Source organism: Azospirillum sp. TSH64 (genome assembly GCF_003116035.1).
Taxonomy (GTDB): domain Bacteria; phylum Pseudomonadota; class Alphaproteobacteria; order Azospirillales; family Azospirillaceae; genus Azospirillum.
The window spans coordinates 6280653-6298185 of sequence record NZ_LGQW01000015.1 but is presented as its reverse complement, the minus strand read 5'-3'; the positions used below and the strand labels follow the sequence as shown (position 1 = coordinate 6298185).

General features: G+C 69.9%; 16 protein-coding genes. 11 read left to right on the top strand and 5 right to left on the bottom strand.

Features of this window, described 5'->3' with window-relative positions; genetic code table 11:
* Positions 1–86 precede the first annotated feature (86 nt).
* Positions 87–3797: a tetratricopeptide repeat protein gene (locus TSH64_RS29860; RefSeq protein WP_109450605.1), complete on the top strand. Its 3711-nt coding sequence runs from the start codon at positions 87–89 to the stop codon at positions 3795–3797.
* Between the two features lies 1 nt (position 3798).
* On the opposite strand, the gene TSH64_RS29855 is transcribed toward TSH64_RS29860, so the two are convergent.
* From TSH64_RS29855 to TSH64_RS29835, 5 genes are all read right to left on the bottom strand, one after another.
* Positions 3799–4590 (bottom strand): MetQ/NlpA family ABC transporter substrate-binding protein, encoded by a 792-nt coding sequence (locus TSH64_RS29855; protein WP_109450602.1) that lies wholly within the window; start codon positions 4588–4590, stop codon positions 3799–3801.
* Positions 4591–4632: 42 nt separating this feature from the next.
* On the bottom strand, positions 4633–5301 hold the full coding sequence (locus tag TSH64_RS29850; RefSeq protein ID WP_109450600.1) for a methionine ABC transporter permease: 669 nt from the start codon (positions 5299–5301) through the stop codon (positions 4633–4635).
* A complete protein-coding gene (locus TSH64_RS29845) occupies positions 5279–6331 on the bottom strand; it encodes a methionine ABC transporter ATP-binding protein (RefSeq protein WP_109450598.1) in 1053 nt (350 codons plus the stop codon). Before TSH64_RS29845 ends, TSH64_RS29850 begins: the two co-directional genes overlap by 23 nt.
* Before the next feature lie 44 nt (positions 6332–6375).
* Entirely contained in the window at positions 6376–7155 is a 780-nt protein-coding gene (locus TSH64_RS29840) for a MetQ/NlpA family ABC transporter substrate-binding protein (RefSeq protein WP_109050373.1), read from the bottom strand.
* A gap of 72 nt (positions 7156–7227) precedes the next feature.
* Positions 7228–7428, bottom strand: a complete 201-nt coding sequence (locus tag TSH64_RS29835) for a hypothetical protein (RefSeq protein ID WP_045583820.1) — start codon at positions 7426–7428, stop codon at positions 7228–7230.
* Positions 7429–7920: 492 nt separating this feature from the next.
* Between TSH64_RS29835 and hisG the strand changes: the two genes are divergently transcribed.
* The 10 genes from hisG to yacG all read left to right on the top strand — a co-directional run bounded on the left by hisG (position 7921) and on the right by yacG (position 17386).
* The gene (gene hisG, locus TSH64_RS29830; protein WP_247873387.1) at positions 7921–8685 is read left to right on the top strand and encodes an ATP phosphoribosyltransferase; all 765 of its coding nucleotides are present in this window, start codon (positions 7921–7923) and stop codon (positions 8683–8685) included.
* Positions 8669–9973, top strand: a complete 1305-nt coding sequence (gene hisD / locus TSH64_RS29825; RefSeq protein WP_109450596.1) for a histidinol dehydrogenase — start codon at positions 8669–8671, stop codon at positions 9971–9973. Before hisG ends, hisD begins: the two co-directional genes overlap by 17 nt.
* 37 nt (positions 9974–10010) lie before the next feature.
* On the top strand, positions 10011–10493 hold the full coding sequence (locus TSH64_RS29820; protein WP_109450594.1) for a UPF0262 family protein: 483 nt from the start codon (positions 10011–10013) through the stop codon (positions 10491–10493).
* Between the two features lie 16 nt (positions 10494–10509).
* Positions 10510–10977, top strand: a complete 468-nt coding sequence (locus TSH64_RS29815) for a low molecular weight phosphatase family protein (RefSeq protein WP_109450592.1) — start codon at positions 10510–10512, stop codon at positions 10975–10977.
* Positions 10978–11194: 217 nt separating this feature from the next.
* Positions 11195–13570 (top strand): hybrid sensor histidine kinase/response regulator, encoded by a 2376-nt coding sequence (locus TSH64_RS29810; protein WP_109450589.1) that lies wholly within the window; start codon positions 11195–11197, stop codon positions 13568–13570.
* 112 nt (positions 13571–13682) lie between these two features.
* Positions 13683–14861, top strand: a complete 1179-nt coding sequence (locus tag TSH64_RS29805; RefSeq protein WP_109450586.1) for a lytic transglycosylase domain-containing protein — start codon at positions 13683–13685, stop codon at positions 14859–14861.
* A gap of 157 nt (positions 14862–15018) precedes the next feature.
* Entirely contained in the window at positions 15019–15237 is a 219-nt protein-coding gene (infA, locus tag TSH64_RS29800; RefSeq protein WP_012977999.1) for a translation initiation factor IF-1, read from the top strand.
* A gap of 25 nt (positions 15238–15262) precedes the next feature.
* On the top strand, positions 15263–15895 hold the full coding sequence (locus TSH64_RS29795; protein WP_109450584.1) for a Maf family nucleotide pyrophosphatase: 633 nt from the start codon (positions 15263–15265) through the stop codon (positions 15893–15895).
* A complete protein-coding gene (locus TSH64_RS29790; RefSeq protein ID WP_109450582.1) occupies positions 15882–17117 on the top strand; it encodes a ribonuclease E/G in 1236 nt (411 codons plus the stop codon). The genes TSH64_RS29795 and TSH64_RS29790 overlap by 14 nt, the downstream gene beginning before the upstream one ends.
* Positions 17118–17146: 29 nt before the next feature.
* Complete coding sequence (gene yacG, locus TSH64_RS29785; protein WP_109450580.1) at positions 17147–17386, top strand: DNA gyrase inhibitor YacG; 240 nt, start codon at positions 17147–17149, stop codon at positions 17384–17386.
* The last annotated feature ends 147 nt before the right edge of the window (positions 17387–17533 follow it).

Below are 17533 nucleotides of genomic sequence, written 5' to 3'. Positions count from 1 at the left end.
AAATGTTCTTGGGATTTTGCCTGCGCGCCATCCCGCCGACTCATGCTATCGAAACGCCACGTTCTTTCCGATCCGGCCACCGCCCCATGCCGCCTTCCGCCGCCTCCAGGCTCTCGTCCAGACTGGCCGCCCTCCTGCGCGAGGCGCTGGCCCATCACCGCGCCGGCGATCTGGACGGGGCGGAGCGCGGCTATCGCGCCATGCTGGCCGCCGACGGGCGGAACGCCGACGCGCTGCACCTGATCGGCGTGCTGCATCACCAGCGCGGGCTGGATGCCGAGGCCGTCCGCCTGATCGGGCAGGCCGTCGCGCGCCGCCCCGGCGTCGCCGAACAGCACGCCAACCTCGGCCTCGCGCTGCACGCTTTGGGCCGGCTGGCGGAGGCGGAGGCGGAATACCGCCGCGCGCTCGCGCTCCGCGAAACCTATGCCGAGGCGCACAACAGCCTGGGCAGCGCGCTCCAGGAGCAGGACCGGCTGGCGGAGGCCGCCGTCCATTACCGCCGCGCGTTGGAGCTGAACGCCGGCTATGCCGAGGCCTCGGCCAATCTCGGCACGCTGCTGCGGGCCCAGGATGAGTATGCAGAGGCTGAAACGGCGCTGCGCCATGCCCTGCGGCTCGACCCCGGCCATGCCACCGCCCTGACCAATCTCGGCGTCGTGCTGAAGGAGACCGGCCGCACCAATGAGGCCGAGGCGGCGCATCTGGAGGCCCTGCGGCTCGCCCCCGGCGATGCCGAAGCCATGGTGAACCTCGCCCTGCTGTGCGAGGCCCAGGGCCGCGGCGACGAGGCGGAGGCGCTCTACGCCCAGGCGCTGATCCAGGCGCCCGGCTTTGCGCTGGCCCGCTGGAACCTCGCCCTGCGGCTGCTCGGGCGCGGCCGGCTGACGGGAGGCTGGGAGGAGTATGAGGCGCGCTTCGCCTCCCGCCGCGTGTCGGCCGGGCGCAGCTTTTCCCTGCCGGCCTGGGACGGAACTCCGGGGGCGCGCCTGCTGGTCTGGCGCGAACAGGGGTTGGGCGACGAGCTGATGTTCGGCACCGCCCTGCCCGACCTTGCGGAGCGGCTCGGCCCGGAAACGCTGGTCGTCGAGGTCGATGCCCGCCTGACCGGGCTGGTCGGCCGCGCCCTTCCCGGCGTCACCGTACGAGCGCAGACGGCAGATCCCGCCCCCGCCGACGCCGGCGCGCATCTGCCGATGGGATCGCTGCCCCGGCTGCTGCGCCCCGGCCTCGCCGACTTTCCCGCCCGGCCCTCCTGGCTGGCGCCCGACCCGCTGCGGCTGGCGGAGTGGCGCGACCGGCTGGCGGCGCTGGGGCCGGGGCTGCGCGTCGGCCTCTGCTGGGGCAGCCAGAACATGCTGGGGGAGCGCAAGGCCTCCTACACCACGCTCGCCGACTGGGCGCCGCTGCTGACCCTGCCCGGCCTGATCCCGGTCACCCTGCAATATGACGGGCGCGAGGCGGAGATCGCCGCCGTCGAGGCGCAACTGGACCTGCGCATCCATCGCTGGCCCGGCACCGATCTGAAGAACGATCTGGAAGGCGTGGCGGCACTGATCGCCGGCCTCGACCTCGTGGTGACGGTGGCGAGTTCCGTCGGCGAGATGGCGGGCGCACTCGGGGTGCCGGTCTGGCGCTTCGGCCCGGCCGGCGACTGGACGGCGCTCGGCACCGGGGTGCGCCCCTGGTTCCCGTCAATGCGGCTGTGGAGCACCCGCCCCGGCGAGGGGTTGCCGGACGTGCTGGCGCGCATGGCGGCGGAATTGCGCCGCTTGGCCCCTGCTCCGCCCTCTGCTCTGCCCCCCCCTGCTCTGCCCTCTGCCCTGCCAATCGAGGAGTGGCTGGCCGAAGCGCGCGACCTGCACGGGTCGGGCCGCTGGCCGGACGCGGAGAAGGCCTATCAGCGCATCCTCGACCAGGGCGGCGAGATGCCGGCGGCGCTGGAAGGCTACGCGCTGCTCGGCCAGCAGGCCGGCCGCCCCGACATCGCCGACACCCTGCTGACCCGCGCCATCGCGGCGGAGCCGAGCGCCGACCGCCACAAGCGCCGCGCCCTGGCCCGGCAGGAGATGGGCGCGCTCGCCGACGCCGAGGCCGATTGGCAGGCCGCCGCGGCGCTGGCGCCCGAGGATGTCGAGGCGCTCGGCAATCTCGGCGCCCTGCGGCTGTCCCGCGGCGCGGCGGCCGAAGCGGCAGAGGCGACCGACGCGGCACGGCGCCTCGCCCCCGTCCATGCCGGGCTGTGGATCAATGCCGGGCTGGCGCGGCAGGCGATGGGCGGGAAAGGCCGGCCCTTCTTCATGCGAGCGCTCGCCCTCGACCCCGCGACGGCGGAGGGCTGGACCGCCCTGTCGGCCGAGGCCCTGCGCAACCCCGGCCATGCCGCCGAGGCGGAGCGCACCGCCGGCCGGGCCTTGCGCCTGCGACCCGGCGACCCGGCGGCGATCAGCAACCTGGGGCTGGCGGTCCTGGTGCTCGACCGGCCGGCGGAGGCGGTCGCCCATCTGCGTCTGGCGCTCCAGGGCCGCCCCGGCGATCTCGCCACGCTGGGCAACCTCGCCCTGGCACTGGAGCGGGCGGGCGACGGCAATGCTGCCGGGCTGGCCTGGTGGCGGGTGATCCTGTTTGCGCCCGGAGCCGGCGCCGGCTGGGCCGGGCTGGCCGATCTGCGCCAGCGGCAGGGCCGGCCCGATGCCGCGCTGAAGGGCTGGGGCCGCGCCCTGGCGCTGGAGCCCGGACGGGCAGAGTGGCGCTACAACCAGGGCAACGCCCTGCACGCCGCCGGCCGTCCGGTCGAGGCCGATGCTGCCTACCGGCAGGCGGTGGAGGACGACCCGACCCTGACGCTCGCCGCCTTCAACCGCGGCTATGCGGCGCTGGCACGTGGGGAACTCGACACCGGCTGGACCGGGCTGGAGGCCCGCTTCGCCGCCGGACAGGCCTTGCCCGACCGCCGCTTCCGCATTCCCGCCTGGGACGGCGGCGACCTGGCGGGACGGACGCTGCTGGTCTGGCGCGAGCAGGGAGTCGGCGACGAGCTGATGCACAGCGCCTGCTACCCCGGTCTGATCGCACGCGCAGCCGCAGCCGCGGGCCGGATCATCGTGGAATGCGAGCCGCGGCTGGTGGCGCTGTTCGCGCGCTCCTTCCCACAGGCGACGGTGCGCGCCGCGACCGCGGATCCGGCGGATGCCGACTGTCACATCCCGGCCGGGTCGCTGCCGTTGCGGCTGGGCTGGGGGCTGGCCGGCTTTGCGAAGCGTGGCGGATGGCTGCGCGCCGACGAGGCGGCGGTAGAGCGGTGGCGGGAGTGGTTGGGGGGCGGCGGCTCCAGCCTCACCGTCGGTCTCTGCTGGCGCAGCGGCCTGCGCGGTGCCGCGCGCGACGCCAATTACGCCCCGCTGACCGACTGGGCGCCGATTCTCACCCTGCCCGGCCTGCGGCTGATCAGCCTGCAATATGACGAGTGCGAGGCCGAACTCGCCGACGCCGAACGGCGTTTCGGCATCGCGATCCACCGCCCACCGCTCGACCTCAAAAACGATCTGGATGGTGCCGCCGCCCTGACGGCGGCGCTGGATCTGGTGATCTCCGCCGGAACCTCGGTGGCGGAGATGGCCGGCGCGCTGGGCGTGCCGGTCTGGCGGATCGGGCCGGCGGGGGACTGGACGGCGCTCGGCACCGGCTGCCGGCCCTGGTATCCGTCGATGCGGCTGGTCTGCCCGGAACCGGGCGGGACGCTCGGCGACGCGCTCAGCGCCGCCGGGCGTGCCCTCATCGGTCTCAGAACGCGCTGACTCAGAATGCCGGAACCACGGCGTTCTTGAACTTGGTGAGGATGAACTCCTTCACCTCGGGGCTGTTGTAGGACTTCACCAGCTTGGCGACCCAGGGCTTGTCCTTGTCGGCCTTGCGGACGGCGATGACGTTGGCATAGGGGCTGTCGGCCGCCTCGCGGGCGATGGCGTCCTTGACCGGGTCGATGCCGGCCTCCAGCGCGAAGTTGGTGTTGATCGCGGCGGCGGTCACGTCGTCCAGCGAGCGCGGCAGCTGGGCGGCGTCCAGCTCGACGATCTCCAGCTTCTTCGGGTTCTCGACGATGTCGATGGGCGAGGCCTTCAGGGTGCCGCCGTCCTTCAGCTTGATCAGGCCCTTGGCCTGGAGCAGCAGCAGGACGCGGCCGCCGTTGGTCGGGTCGTTGGGAATGGCGAACTTGGCACCCGTCGGCAGCTCTTCCAGGCTCTTCACCTTCTTGGAATAGATGCCGATGGGATAGACCACCGTCTTGCCGACGCTGACCAGATCGAAGCCGCGGTCCTTCACCTGGTTGTCCAGATAGGGCTGGTGCTGGAAGCTGTTGGCGTCGAGATCGCCGCCGGCCAGCGCCTGGTTCGGGATGACGTAGTCAGTGAATTCCAGGATCTGGATGTCCAGCCCGTCCTTGGCGGCGATGGGCTTCACCGCTTCCAGGATCTGGGCATGCGGACCGGCGGTGACGCCGACCTTGATGGTCTCGGCGGAAGCACCAAGCGCGATGGCCATGGTGGCGGCACCGGCCAGCAGCGAAGCCAGCGAACGGAAGCGCAGCATCTCGAACACTCCTCGGTTTCTTGAGTCAGGTCTTTTGGGGGGTCAGGACTTCAGATTGCGTTTGTTGACGCGGCGGGCGATCAGGTCGCCCGTCGACTGGACGATCTGCACCAGCACGATCAGCACGATCACCACCGCCAGCATCACCTCCGGCAGGAAGCGCTGATAGCCGTAGCGAATGCCGAGATCGCCCAGGCCGCCGCCGCCAACGGCACCGACCATGGCGGAATAGCCGACCAGGCTGACCGCCGACAGGGTCAGGCCGGCGACGATGCCCGGCAGGGCTTCCGGCAGCAGGACCTTGCGGATGATCTGGAACGGCGTGGCCCCCATCGCCTGCGCCGCCTCGACCAGCCCGCGGTCGACCTCGCGCACCGCATTCTCCACCACGCGGGCGATGAAGGGGGCGGCGGCGACGGTCAGCGGCACGATGGCGGCGTTGGTGCCGATGGAGGTGCCGGCGATCAGCCGGGTGAAGGGGATGATCGCCACCACCAGGATGATGAAGGGGGTGGAGCGGGTCATGTTGACCACCGCCCCCATCACCTTGTTGAAGGCGAAATTCTGCAACAGCTCGCCCCGGCCGGTGACGGCCAGCATCACGCCGATGGGCAGGCCGATCAGCGTCCCGATGGCGCCCGACACCGCCACCATGTGCAGCGTGTCGATCAGCCCCTTGATCAGCAGGTCAATGATTTGCGGGGAGAGCATGGCCCAACACCTCGACACCCAGATTGTTCTCTTTCACCAGCGCGATGGCGGCATCGACCTTGGCCTGATCGCCCAGCGCCTCCACCACCAGCGTGCCGAACGGCGCGCCCTGGATCTCGTCGATCTGGCCGTGCCAGATGTTCAGGTCCAGGTTCAGCTGGCGGCTGATGGCGCTGATGACCGGGGTGGTCGCCTTCGCGCCGGTGAAGGTGATGCGCAGCACCGGGTTGCTCCCCAAACCGGGCTGGGGCGACAGCCGGTCGCGCAGGCTGTCGGGGATGCCGCGGTTGATGACGGGATCGACGAAGCTGCGGGTGGTCGGGTGGTTGGGGTGGGCGAAGATGTCGAAGACCGGCCCCTGCTCGATCACCCGGCCGTTCTCCATCACCGCCACCTTGTGGCAGATCTCCTTGATGACGGCGATCTCGTGGGTGATCAGCACGATGGTCAGGCCGAGCCGCCGGTTGATGTCGCCCAGCAGATGCAGGATCTGCGTCGTCGTCTCCGGGTCGAGTGCGGAGGTCGCCTCGTCCGACAGCAGCACCTTCGGCTTGCTGGCCAGCGCGCGGGCGATGCCGACGCGCTGCTTCTGCCCGCCCGACAGTTCCGCCGGGTAGCGGTCGCGCTTGTCGGCCAGCCCGACGAGGTCGAGTAGCGGCTCCACCGTCCGGCGGATCTCCGCCTTCGGGGTACCGGCCAGTTCCAGCGGCAGCGCCACATTGTCGAAGACGGTGCGCGAGGACAGCAGGTTGAAGTGCTGGAAGATCATGCCGATGGAATGGCGGGCCTTGCGCAGCTCCGCCGCCGACAGGGCGGTCATCTCCACCCCGTCCACCGTGACGCTGCCCGAACTCGGGCTTTCCAGCAGATTGACCGTGCGCAGCAGCGTGGATTTGCCGGCGCCGGACCGGCCGATGATCCCGAAGACCTCGCCGCGTTCGATGGACAGGTCGATGTCGGCCAGCGCATGGACCGGAGCCCCACCGCCGCGCGCCGCGTAAGTCTTGTGAATGTTTGTTAGCGTTATCATCTTTTAATCGGCAAAAGGGGACGTCCAGCGTCCCCCAGCCTCCCTCACCACGTCGGAATGATGGAACCGTTGAAGCGCGTTTCGATAAACTGCCGCACTTCGGGCGAACGATACAGCGCAATGAAGCGCTTGATCGTCGGGTCTTCTATGCGATCCTTGCGGACCGCCCACACCAGGTTCCACTTGGACTGGTCATCCTCCAGCACCAGGGCCTTCTTCGGCTCCAGCCCGGCCAGCACGGCATAGTTGAGGGTGATGACCGACGCATCCACGTCGTCGAGCGAGCGCGGCAGCTGGGCGGCGTCCAGTTCCACCAGCTTGATGCCCTTCGGGTTCACCACGTCGGCGATGGTGGTGTTGAGGCCGGCGCCCTCCTTCAGCCCGATCACGCCGGCCTTGGCCAGCAGGAACAGGGCGCGGGCGCCGTTGGTGGGGTCGTTGGGGATCGACACCGACGCGCCCGGCTTCAGGTCGGCCAGCGCCTTCACCTTGCTGCTGTAGACGCCCATCGGCACCACGACGCTCTTGGCGACGGAGACGATGTCGTAGCCGCGCTGCTTGACCTGATTGTCGAGGAAGGGCTGGTGCTGGAAGTTGTTGGCGTCGATGTCGCCGGCCTGGAGCGCCGCGTTGGGCATGTTCCAGTCGGTGAACTCGATCACCTGCGCCTCGATGCCCTCCTTGGCGGCCAGCTTGGCGGTGAATTCCAGGATCTCGCCATAGGGGCCGGCCGACACGCCCAGCTTCAGCGGAGCGGCGAAAGCGGAGGTCGCGGCGGTCAGCAGGCCGGCGGCGACGGCCACCGACATCAGGATACGCTTCATCGGGTCTTTCCTCAGGATTTTCAGCAGCGGGCTATTGGAGCGGGTTTCTTGGCAGCGGGCTTTTATCGGGGTTCAGCGGCGGCGGGTGTCGGGCAGCCGGCTGTAATGCTGGTGGGCGGCGCGCTGGGCCTGTCCGACATTGCGGAAGACGCGGCGGTCGAGATCGCGGAAAGCCCAATCGGACACGAAGAAGGTGAAGCCGCCGCGTTCGGCGACGACGATGCCGGCGGAGCGGCCCTGGACTTCGATGGCGTAGGCGTTGGCGTGGGACATGGCGGACTGCTCCCCCCAGATGGGATTGGGCGCGCGGGCGGCCCTCGTCATGGCGGGGCGGCGGCGCAGATGCGTTCGGGACCTGATGGTCAGGATCGGCGGATGTGCGGAATGGGCGCTGTGTCTTGGGGCCGCGATGTCAGCGGCAACACAGGCCCGAGCGCATCATGCAGGCCGGAAAAGCGGTCCGAAGCGCGGATGGGGGAGCGGAAACTCGCGATGTCATTCCGGTCTCTCCTTCTTGAAGAGGTCCACGACCGGTATCGTGGCGCTTTAGCGTTTGGTGACGCGGCGCAAGCTGCAGAAGTCAAATTGCCGCGGGATGCCCGGCGGGGCGTCCATGGATTTTTATCTACCCTTTTGATGGAGTTTGGTCAAACCCATTTTTGCGGTTTGTGTGAAATTCCTCATTGAGCATATTTTCCCCGTTAAATCTCGCGGTCGCGACAGCGACAGGTGACGGGCGCCCGGAATGTGCTATCTATCGCGGCGATGGTTCATCCGGGGCCCCCACACCGCCCCGGCGAGCGATGCGAGGAGAGTGTTTTGTCCGCCGATACCAGCGCCCTGGGCTTGCCGGCCGCCGAGGTTCCTGTCGACGACCAGCTGGTGCTGGCCCTGCCCAAGGGCCGCATCCTGAAGGAGCTGCGCCCGCTGCTGTCCCATGCCGGCATCCATCCGGAGCCGGCCTTCGACGACGACAAGAGCCGGCTTCTGCGCTTCGCCACCAACGTGCCGAACCTCAGCATCATCCGCGTCCGCTCCTTCGACGTGGCGACCTTCGTCGCCTTCGGCGCCGCCCATCTGGGCGTGGCGGGCAACGACGTGCTGATGGAGTTCGACTATCCGGAGATCTACGCCCCGCTCGACCTCGGCATCGGCGCCTGCCGGCTGTCGGTCGCCGAACCGGCGGAGATGCTGAAGAGCGACGATCCGTCGCGCTGGAGCCATGTGCGGGTCGCCACCAAATACCCGGAGGTGACCAAGCGTCACTTCGCCGCGCGCGGCGTCCAGGCCGAATGCGTCAAGCTGAACGGTGCCATGGAGCTAGCGCCGACGCTGGGCCTCTGCCGCCGCATCGTCGATCTGGTCTCCACCGGCTCGACCCTGCAGGCCAACGGGCTGGTGGAGGTGGAGCATATCGCCGACGTCACCTCGCGCCTGATCGTCAACCGCGCCGCCTTCAAGACGCGGACGGCCGAGATTTCTCAGTGGATCGACAAGTTCCGGGAGGCGGTGAATGCCCGTCAGGCTTGATATTCGCGACGCGGACTTCGCCGCCGGCTTCGAGGCGCTGCTGCACGCCAAGCGCGAGGCCAGCGAGGATGTCCAGACGCTGGTCGCCGGCGTCATCGATCAGGTCCGCAGCCGCGGCGACGCGGCGCTCATCGACTACACCGCCCGCTGGGACCGCCAGACCCTGACCGCCGACACCCTGCGCATCGGCCGGGACGAGATCGACGCCGCCACGGCCAAATGCTCGGCCGAGACGCTGGAGGCGCTCGACCTCGCCGCCCAGCGGATCGAGGACTTCCACCGCCGCCAGATCCCGGAGGTCACCGACTACCGCGACGCCGCCGGCGTGCGGCTGGGTGCGCGCTGGACGGCGGTCGGCGCCGTCGGCCTCTATGTGCCGGGCGGCACCGCCTCCTACCCGTCCTCGGTGCTGATGAACGCGCTGCCGGCCAAGGTGGCGGGCGTCGAGCGCGTCGTCATGGTGGTGCCGACGCCGGACGGGGCGATCAACCCGCTGGTGCTGGCCGCCGCCAAGCGCTGCGGCATCGACGAGATCTACCGCATCGGCGGTGCCCAGGCGGTCGCGGCGCTGGCCCACGGCACGGCGACGATCCGGCCGGTCGACAAGATCGTCGGCCCCGGCAACGCCTTCGTCGCCGCCGCCAAGCGGCAGGTCTACGGCCTCGTCGGCATCGACAGCATCGCCGGCCCGTCGGAGATCCTGGTGGTCGCCGACGGCCACAACGATCCGGCCTGGATCGCCATGGATTTGCTGTCGCAGGCGGAGCACGACACCTCGGCGCAGTCGATCCTGATCACCGACGATGCCGCCTTCGCCGACGCGGTGGCCGCGGCGGTGGAGAAGCATCTGGAGACGCTGCCGCGCACGGCAATCGCCGGCGAAAGCTGGCGCGAGCATGGCGCCATCGTCCTGGTCGGCGACTTGATGGCCGATGCCCCCGCCCTGGTCGACCGGCTGGCGCCGGAGCATCTGGAGCTGGCCGTCGAGGATCCGGACGCGCTGGCGGCGAAGGTCCGCAATGCCGGCGCCATCTTCCTCGGCCGCTACACGCCGGAGGCCATCGGCGACTATGTCGCCGGACCCAACCATGTGCTGCCGACGGCGCGCAGCGCCCGCTTCTCCTCCGGCCTCAACGTGCTGGACTTCATGAAGCGGACGACCTTCGTCGCCTGCGACGCCGACAGCCTGCGGGCCATCGGCCCGGCGGCGGTGACGCTGGCGATGGCTGAGGGGCTGGAGGCGCATGCGCGTTCCGTCGCCCAGCGGCTGCCAAACTATAAAGAATAAGTTCTACAAAGACTGAAGACTGCGGGGGAGGCGGGGCGTGACGACGAAAAGCAAGCGGCGCATCACCCATGTGACGCTCGACGAGCGGAGTGTCGTCCGCCACAAGCCGGAGGTCGAGCATGAGCGCGCCGTCGCCATCTTCGACCTGCTGGAGGACAACGAGTTCTGCCCCTGCGAGTTCGCGGAGGACGGGCCGTACCACCTGCATCTGTCGATCGAGGACAACCGGCTGGTCTTCGACGTCCGGCGCGAGGACAACAGCGAACTCGACCGGCTGATGCTGCCGATCACCGGCTTCCGGTCGATCGTCCGCGACTATTTCCTGATCTGCGAGAGCTATTACGCCGCCATCAAGCGGTCGACGCCGTCGCAGATCGAAGCCATCGACATGGGCCGCCGCGGCCTGCACAACGAGGGGTCCGAGATGCTGCGCGAACGGCTGGCCGGCAAGGTGGAGATGGACCTGCAGACCGCGCGCCGGCTGTTCACGCTGATCTGCGTCCTGCACATTCGCGGCTGACGGACCGGGCAAGGCCATGGCGGCGACCCCGGTCCTCACCCCTCTGCCGGTCACGAGCGTATTGTTCGCCTGTACCTACAACATGATCCGTTCGCCGATGGCGGCGGCGATGATGCGCCATTACCACGGCACGCGGGTCTATGTGGATTCCGTCGGCGTCCGCGAGGGCGACGAGGTCGATCCCTTCGCCGTCGCGGTGATGGAGGAGATCGGCATCGACCTGTCCAAGCACCGCTGCCGCACCTTCGAGGATCTGGAGGACACCAACTTCGACCTGATCGTCTCGCTGTCGCCGGAGGCACAGCACCGCGCCATCGAGATGACGCGCACCATGGCTTGCGACGTGGAGTTCTGGAACACCTTCGACCCCACCCTGGTCGACGGCACCCGCGACGCCATGCTGGAAGCCTACCGCCAGGTCCGCGACGGCCTGATGGCCAAGATGAAGCAGCGCTTCCCGCTGTCCCGCGGGCCGACCGTCTGACGGTCACCCCGTCCGCTCGCCCCGTCCAATCGCCTCCTCCCAATCGCCCACCACACGGCATGGTCGGTAATAAATTTGGTATTCTGCAACTTTTTGCGCGGCTCCGTGTTCACTTCGCGTCCCCGCCAGTGCTATTGAGCTGTGTCATCGCAACGCACCCTGAGCCGCCTTAGGCTCGGGGGGCGTAGACGAACATTCCCGCGGAGAGCCGTCATCCATGCCCGCAGGTCCGATGCACCGCCTGCTCCGCGCCTTCAGCCCGCGCAGCCTGCGCGCCCGCCTGATGGGCGTGGTGCTGGCCTCGCTGGCGCTGCCGCTGGGGGGGACGCTCTATCTCGCCGACCAGCAGCTCGACGACCACATCGACGCGGCGCGAGAGCTGGTGCAGCATCTGGCCGACGACGGGGTGGAGCGCCAGCACGACCTGATCGGCGAGGCGCGCAACCTGCTTGGCGTGCTGTCGCTGGTGCCCGCCATCCGCAACGCGACGATGGACCACACCGACGCCTGCGTCGCCACCCTGGCGCCGATGCCGCGCCAGCACCGCTGGACCACCGGCGTCTGGCTGACCGACGCCGACGGCAACATCATCTGCGACACCACCGGCCCCGGTGCCGGCATCACCCTGCGGGAACGCGAATATTTCCAGCGCGTGCTGGACACCAGAAGCTGGGTGGTCAGCGATTTCATCATCGGCAAGCGCTCGCTGAAGCCGCTGATCATCGTCGCCAGCCCGATCATCGAGGATGGGCGGATCGTCCGCGTCATGGGCGTGGCGGTCGACCTCACCTGGCTGACCGATCTGGTGAAGGTGATGAAGCAGCCGGACGCCCGCGTCATGGTGCTGGACCGCCACGGCGTGATCGTCGCCCGCCAGCCCGATCCTGAGGGCTGGCTGAACCGCAACATCGGCAACATGCCGCATATCCGGCAGATGCTGAAGGAGAAGGACGGCACGCTGGATGCGGAAAGCGCCGACGGCCGTGGCCGGCTGTGGGCCTTCCGCCATTCGGACGAGACCGACACCGTCTTCGCCGTCGGCATGCCGACCGGGCCGATCCTGGCGGAGGCCCGGCGCGACCTGTGGCAGAGCCTGGGCCTGCTCGCCATCGCGGCGCTGGTCAGCGTCACCGCCCTTTGGGTGCTGCTGCGCGCCTCGGTCCTGCGCTGGGTGTGGGAACTCGGCACCGCGGCCACCCGCATCGGCGACGGCGGCGGCGGCACCGTGATCGAGGCGGACCGCGCCCCCCACGAATTCCGCGTCGTCTCCCATGCCTTCAACAACATGTCGCGCCGCCTGAAGCAGCGCGAGCAGGAGCTGCGCTCCGCCATGGAGGAGGCGCGGGCCGGCAGCCGCGCCAAGGAGGAATTCCTCGCCACCATGAGCCACGAGATCCGCACGCCGATGAACGGCGTGATCGGGTTCGCGGAAATGCTGCTGGAAACCCCGCTGACCGCCGAACAGCGGCGCTACGCCTCGCAGGTGCGGGATGCCGGACGGTCGCTGCTGACCGTCATCAACGACGTGCTCGACCTGTCGAAGCTGGAGGCGGGGCGGCTCGACCTGGTCAGCGTGCCCTTCCGGCTGGACGATCTGGCCGACCGCTGCGTCGCCATCGTCCGGCTGGCCGCGGAACAGAAGGGGCTGGAGCTGCAGACCGGCATCTCGGCCACCGCCCGCGGCTTCGTCATGGGCGACCCCGACCGGCTGCGCCAGCTCCTGCTGAACCTGCTGAGCAACGCGGTGAAGTTCACCGACCGCGGTTCGGTCCGCCTGACGGTGAAGGCGATCGAGGACGGCAGCAAGGGCGGCGGCCGCATCTGCACCTTCACCGTCACCGACAGCGGGATCGGCATCGCCCCCGAACGGCAGCGCGACCTGTTCCAGCGCTTCACCCAGCTGGAGCGCGGGCGCGGCGGCACCGGGCTGGGGCTGGCGATCTGCCGCCGGCTGGTGGAGCTGATGGGCGGGGAGATCGGCATGGAAAGCCAGCTCGGCACCGGCAGCACCTTCTGGTTCTCGCTGCCTCTGCTGCCCGCCGGCAGCGCCGCGATCCAGCCCGACAGCGCCATCCTGTCCCCTCTCGAGTCCGGCGTCGCCAGCGCCCGCATCCTGCTGGCGGAGGATCTGGCGATGAACCGCGATCTGGCGGTGACCATGCTGACCAGGGCCGGCCATCGGGTCGACGCGGTGGACGACGGCGCCGCCGCGGTGGCCACGGTGCAGGAGCAGCCTTACGACCTCGTGCTGATGGACGTGCAGATGCCGGTGATGGACGGGCTGGAGGCCACCCGCCGCATCCGCGCCCTGCCCGGCCCGGTGAGCCGCATCCCGATTCTCGCCCTGACCGCCGGCGTGATGCAGATCGAGGTCGAACGCTGCCTGCAGGCCGGCATGAACGCCCATCTGGCCAAACCGCTGGAAAAATCCAAGCTGCTGGCCGCCATCGGCCGCTGGGCGCGCGTCGCGCATCCCGATGATCCGCTGCCCGACGATCCGCTGCCTGATGATCCGCTGGCCGGCCATCCGTTCCCCGGCGGGGATGAGGCCGGGGACGACGCCCCGCGCCCACAGTTGATCGCACATCGCTGACGAGTCGGTGCTATAGTGCCTGCATCCGTCCGGCCATGCCCACGCTCGTGGGGCATGGAAAGACGGGGCTTTCTCCCGGCAGGCTCGGCCGGTCCGTAGCGAAGTGTGTGCCATGAAGGTTGCGCAGCCCCCTCTCGCCCCCGTTCCGGAGCGCAAGCCCGACGCCTCCCCCGTGCTCACCGACGGCAGCGTCGGCGAGCCGTCCTTCCGCGACACGCTGGTCCAGTCCACCCGGACTGGTGCCGGGACCGTGCCGGTCGGCCGGCCGGCGAACGGTCAGAAGACCCCGCCATTGCCGGCCGCCCCCCTGCCGACTTCAAAGCCGCCGGCCCCGATCCTGCTGGGCGACGGGACCCAGGTTCCCCTGCCCGCGGCCAAGCCGGTCACCCCCATCCGCCTCGCCGACGGCAGCACGGTGCCGGTTCCCGCCGCAAAGCCCGAAGCGCCGGTCCTGATGGCCTCCGACTCCACGTCCGCGGAGACCGCAGCGCCGCGCGCGCCCCTGCCCGGTCTGAAGCCGGCGGCACCGGCGCAGACTTCACCGGCCCCAAGCTCCGCCAAGGTGGCGGAGGCGGTGAAGGCCGTTGCGGCCGAGGATCCGACCGCCACGCGGGTGCTGGTCGCCTCGCAGCAGGTCGCCGGCCTGTCGGGCCACAGCTTCACCGCCATCCTCGCCCAGGCGACCCAGGAGAGCGGGCTGGACAGTGCGGCGAAGAACAGCCGCAGCTCGGCCGCCGGCCCGTTCCAGTTTCTCGAATCGACTTGGCTCGACCTGTTCCGCCGCCATGGCGCCGCCTATGGCCAGGGCGAGCTGGCGTCGCACATCCAGGTCCGCAACGGGGTGTCCAGCGTCAAGGATCCGGCGATCCGCCGCCAGATCCTGGAGCTTCGCCACGACGTCGACCTGTCGGCCGGCATGGCCGCCCGCTATCTGGCCGAGGGGCGCGAGGCGCTGGAGAAGCGGCTGGGCCGCCCGGCCAGCGAATCGGAAAGCCGCATGGCCTATGTTCTGGGCTCCGGCGGGGCGGCGAAGCTGATCCGAGCCGCCGAATCGACACCGGGCGCGGTCGCCGCCGACCTGTTGCCCAGTGCTGCGAAGGCGAATCACAACCTGTTCCACGACAGATCCAGCGGCCGTGCGCTCAGTGCGGCGGAAACCGTCGGCCGCCTGACCCGCCGCATGGAGATCGACCAGCGCGAGATGTTCGCGGCGATCGGCAAGGCGATGGACCAGCCGCGCCGCCTGGAAGAAGGCGGTGCATCGCCACTCAACCCCTACCAGTCGGTCTGACGCGGCGGGGGTCACGGGGCATTTCCGGCACGCAACGCGGGGCTGCCCCGCGCGAATGGCTGCGGCCGAACGCATCGGAGGTGGGAATCCCCCTTGACCCGGCGGCCTTGGAAGGTCAGTTATTGCCGCGAAACTATTAGGACGGACATAAGGGCCTATGGCAAAGGAAGATCTGATCGAGTTTTCCGGGACCGTCGTCGAATTGCTTCCGAACGCGATGTTCCGGGTGAAGCTCGACAACGATCACGAGGTTCTGGCGCACACCTCCGGCAAGATGCGTAAGAACCGGATTCGCGTCCTGGCGGGCGACCGCGTCAATGTGGAAATGACGCCGTACGATCTGACCAAGGGCCGCATCACCTTCCGGTTCAAGTAGCATCCTTGCTGCATCGCGGTTCCCCGTGACGATCCCGTCCAAGGCGCCCCGGCTGGTGCTGGCTTCGGCCTCGCCCCGCCGGCTCGACCTGCTGCGCCAGATCGGCATCGTGCCTGACGCGGTCGATCCCGCCGATCTCGACGAAACGCCGCTGCGCGACGAACTCCCGCCCCAGCACGCCCTGCGTCTGGCGGCGGAGAAGGCGTCGTGCGTCGCCGCGCGCCATCCCGATTCGTGGATTCTCGCCGCCGACACCGTGGTCGCCTGCGGCCGCCGCATCCTGCCCAAGGCCGAACGGGAGGAGGAGGCACGACGCTGCCTGTCCCTGCTGTCCGGCCGGCGGCACCGGGTGATCGGCGGCATCGTGCTGCTGGTGCCCGACGGGGACGGTCACCGCCGGATCGACCGGCTGGTCCGCACCGACGTCACCTTCAAGGTGCTCGACCGGTCGGAAGCCGACGCCTACATCGCGTCCGGCGAATGGAAGGGCAAGGCCGGCGGCTATGCCATCCAGGGCCGGGCGGGGGCGTTGGTGCGCTGGATCGGCGGTTCCTACAGCAACGTCGTCGGGCTGTCGCTGCACGAGGTCGCCGGCATGCTGCACGGCGCCGGCTTCCCGCACCCCCCGATCGCCCATCCGACCGATGAGCAGGCTTGAGCTGCTGGTCGACCGCGACGGCCCGCTGACGCGGGCGGCGGTGCTGACCGACGGCCGCCTGACCGACCTGCACATCGACCATGCCGGCCGCCCGTCGCTGCTCGGCGCCATCATCCTCGGCCGGGTCGAGCGCATCGCCACCGGCCTGAACGGCGCCTTCGTCGATCTCGGGAACAGCCTGTCCGGCCTGCTGCCGGCGGCCGACGTGCGCCGCCCCGTCCTCGACGACGATTCCCCACAACCGCGCGCCAATCGGCCGGGCGCCAAGCCGGCCCCCATCGGCGCGCTGCTGCGCACCGGCCAGCCGGTGCTGGTTCAGGTGAAGGCCGACGCCGCCGGGGCCAAGGGTCCGTCGCTGACGATGGACATCACCCTGCCCGGCCGGTTCCTGGTGCATGCCCCGCTCGGCCGTGACATCGCGGTGTCGAAGCGCCTCGGCTCCGGTCCGGAACGCACGGCACTGGCCCGCCGCATCGAACAGCTCGCCACCGGCGCCGGCTGGATCGTGCGCGCCGGCGCCGCCCAGGCATCCGACGATCTGCTGGCCGCCGAATCGGAGGCGCTGCACCTGCAATGGCGCGCCATCCGCGACGATGCCCGCGCCGGCTCCGCCCCGCGCCTGCTGCATCCCGGCCCCGACGCCCCCACCCGCGCCCTGATCGAGCAAGGGGCGGCCGCCCCGGCCGCCATCCTGGTCGACGACCCGCCGCCCGCTGGCGGGATCAGGATCGGCGATGGGCCGCTGCTGTCGGCCTTGCGCGACTGGTGCGGGCACCACGCCCCCGACCTGCTGCCGCGCCTCGGCGGCCACACCGACGCCCAGCGCCTGTTCGACCTGCGCGACCTCGACTCTGCGATTGCCGAGTTGCTCGACGTCCGGGTGCCGCTGCCGCTCGGCGGTTCGCTGGTGATCGAGCGGACGGAGGCGCTGACGGTGGTCGACGTGAATGCCGGGGAGCGCGGCAACCCCCTGGACGTCAACCTCGACGCCGCGGCGGAGATCGCGCGCCAGCTTCGCCTGCGCAATGTCGGCGGCATCGTGGTGGTGGATTTCGTCAACATGCGCAGCCGCGGCGATGCCGAGCGTGTGCTGGCCGCACTGTCGCAGGCGGTGGAAAGCGACCCGGTGCAGACCCAAGTTTATGGCATGTCCAAACTGGGTCTGGTCGAACTGACCCGGGCCCGCCGCGGCACGCCGCTGGCGGCCCTGCTGCGGCCCTGACTGCTTAAGTTCGTTACGGAGGCCTTCCCTTGACCGACTCCCGCTCCCCCGGCGCACCGCAGCGCTCCCAGCCCCATGCGCAGCCCCAGGCCCAGGCGGGCACCAACTGCCCGATCTGCGGCCGCCCGACCGAGCCGGCCACCCGCCCCTTCTGTTCCAAGCGCTGCGCCGACATCGACCTGTCGCGCTGGCTGGGCGGAGTCTACCGCATCGAAGGCCCGGAAACCGCCGATGTGCCCGGCGGATCCGACCCCGACGAGGGGCTGTGAGCGGGGTCGAAAATTTTTTGAATTTTCCTCTGGACAGCCCGTCCGAACCTCTCTAAAAAGCGCCCCACACGACGCGCCGCACCGACCGAAACGGTCACCCACCAAGCGGCGCCGAGATGCCCAGGTAGCTCAGTTGGTAGAGCAGGG

Bases quoted from the DNA above. Each gene is read 5' to 3' on its own strand.
- TSH64_RS29860 (WP_109450605.1), top strand. From the start codon at position 87: ATGCCGCCTTCCGCCGCCTCCAGGCTCTCGTCCAGACTGGCCGCCCTC.
- TSH64_RS29855 (WP_109450602.1), bottom strand. From the start codon at position 4,590: ATGCTGCGCTTCCGTTCGCTGGCTTCGCTGCTGGCCGGTGCCGCCACC.
- TSH64_RS29850 (WP_109450600.1), bottom strand. From the start codon at position 5,301: ATGCTCTCCCCGCAAATCATTGACCTGCTGATCAAGGGGCTGATCGAC.
- TSH64_RS29845 (WP_109450598.1), bottom strand. From the start codon at position 6,331: ATGATAACGCTAACAAACATTCACAAGACTTACGCGGCGCGCGGCGGT.
- TSH64_RS29840 (WP_109050373.1), bottom strand. From the start codon at position 7,155: ATGAAGCGTATCCTGATGTCGGTGGCCGTCGCCGCCGGCCTGCTGACC.
- TSH64_RS29835 (WP_045583820.1), bottom strand. From the start codon at position 7,428: ATGTCCCACGCCAACGCCTACGCCATCGAAGTCCAGGGCCGCTCCGCC.
- hisG (WP_247873387.1), top strand. From the start codon at position 7,921: ATGGTTCATCCGGGGCCCCCACACCGCCCCGGCGAGCGATGCGAGGAG.
- hisD (WP_109450596.1), top strand. From the start codon at position 8,669: ATGCCCGTCAGGCTTGATATTCGCGACGCGGACTTCGCCGCCGGCTTC.
- TSH64_RS29815 (WP_109450592.1), top strand. From the start codon at position 10,510: ATGGCGGCGACCCCGGTCCTCACCCCTCTGCCGGTCACGAGCGTATTG.
- TSH64_RS29810 (WP_109450589.1), top strand. From the start codon at position 11,195: ATGCCCGCAGGTCCGATGCACCGCCTGCTCCGCGCCTTCAGCCCGCGC.
- TSH64_RS29805 (WP_109450586.1), top strand. From the start codon at position 13,683: ATGAAGGTTGCGCAGCCCCCTCTCGCCCCCGTTCCGGAGCGCAAGCCC.
- infA (WP_012977999.1), top strand. From the start codon at position 15,019: ATGGCAAAGGAAGATCTGATCGAGTTTTCCGGGACCGTCGTCGAATTG.
- TSH64_RS29790 (WP_109450582.1), top strand. From the start codon at position 15,882: ATGAGCAGGCTTGAGCTGCTGGTCGACCGCGACGGCCCGCTGACGCGG.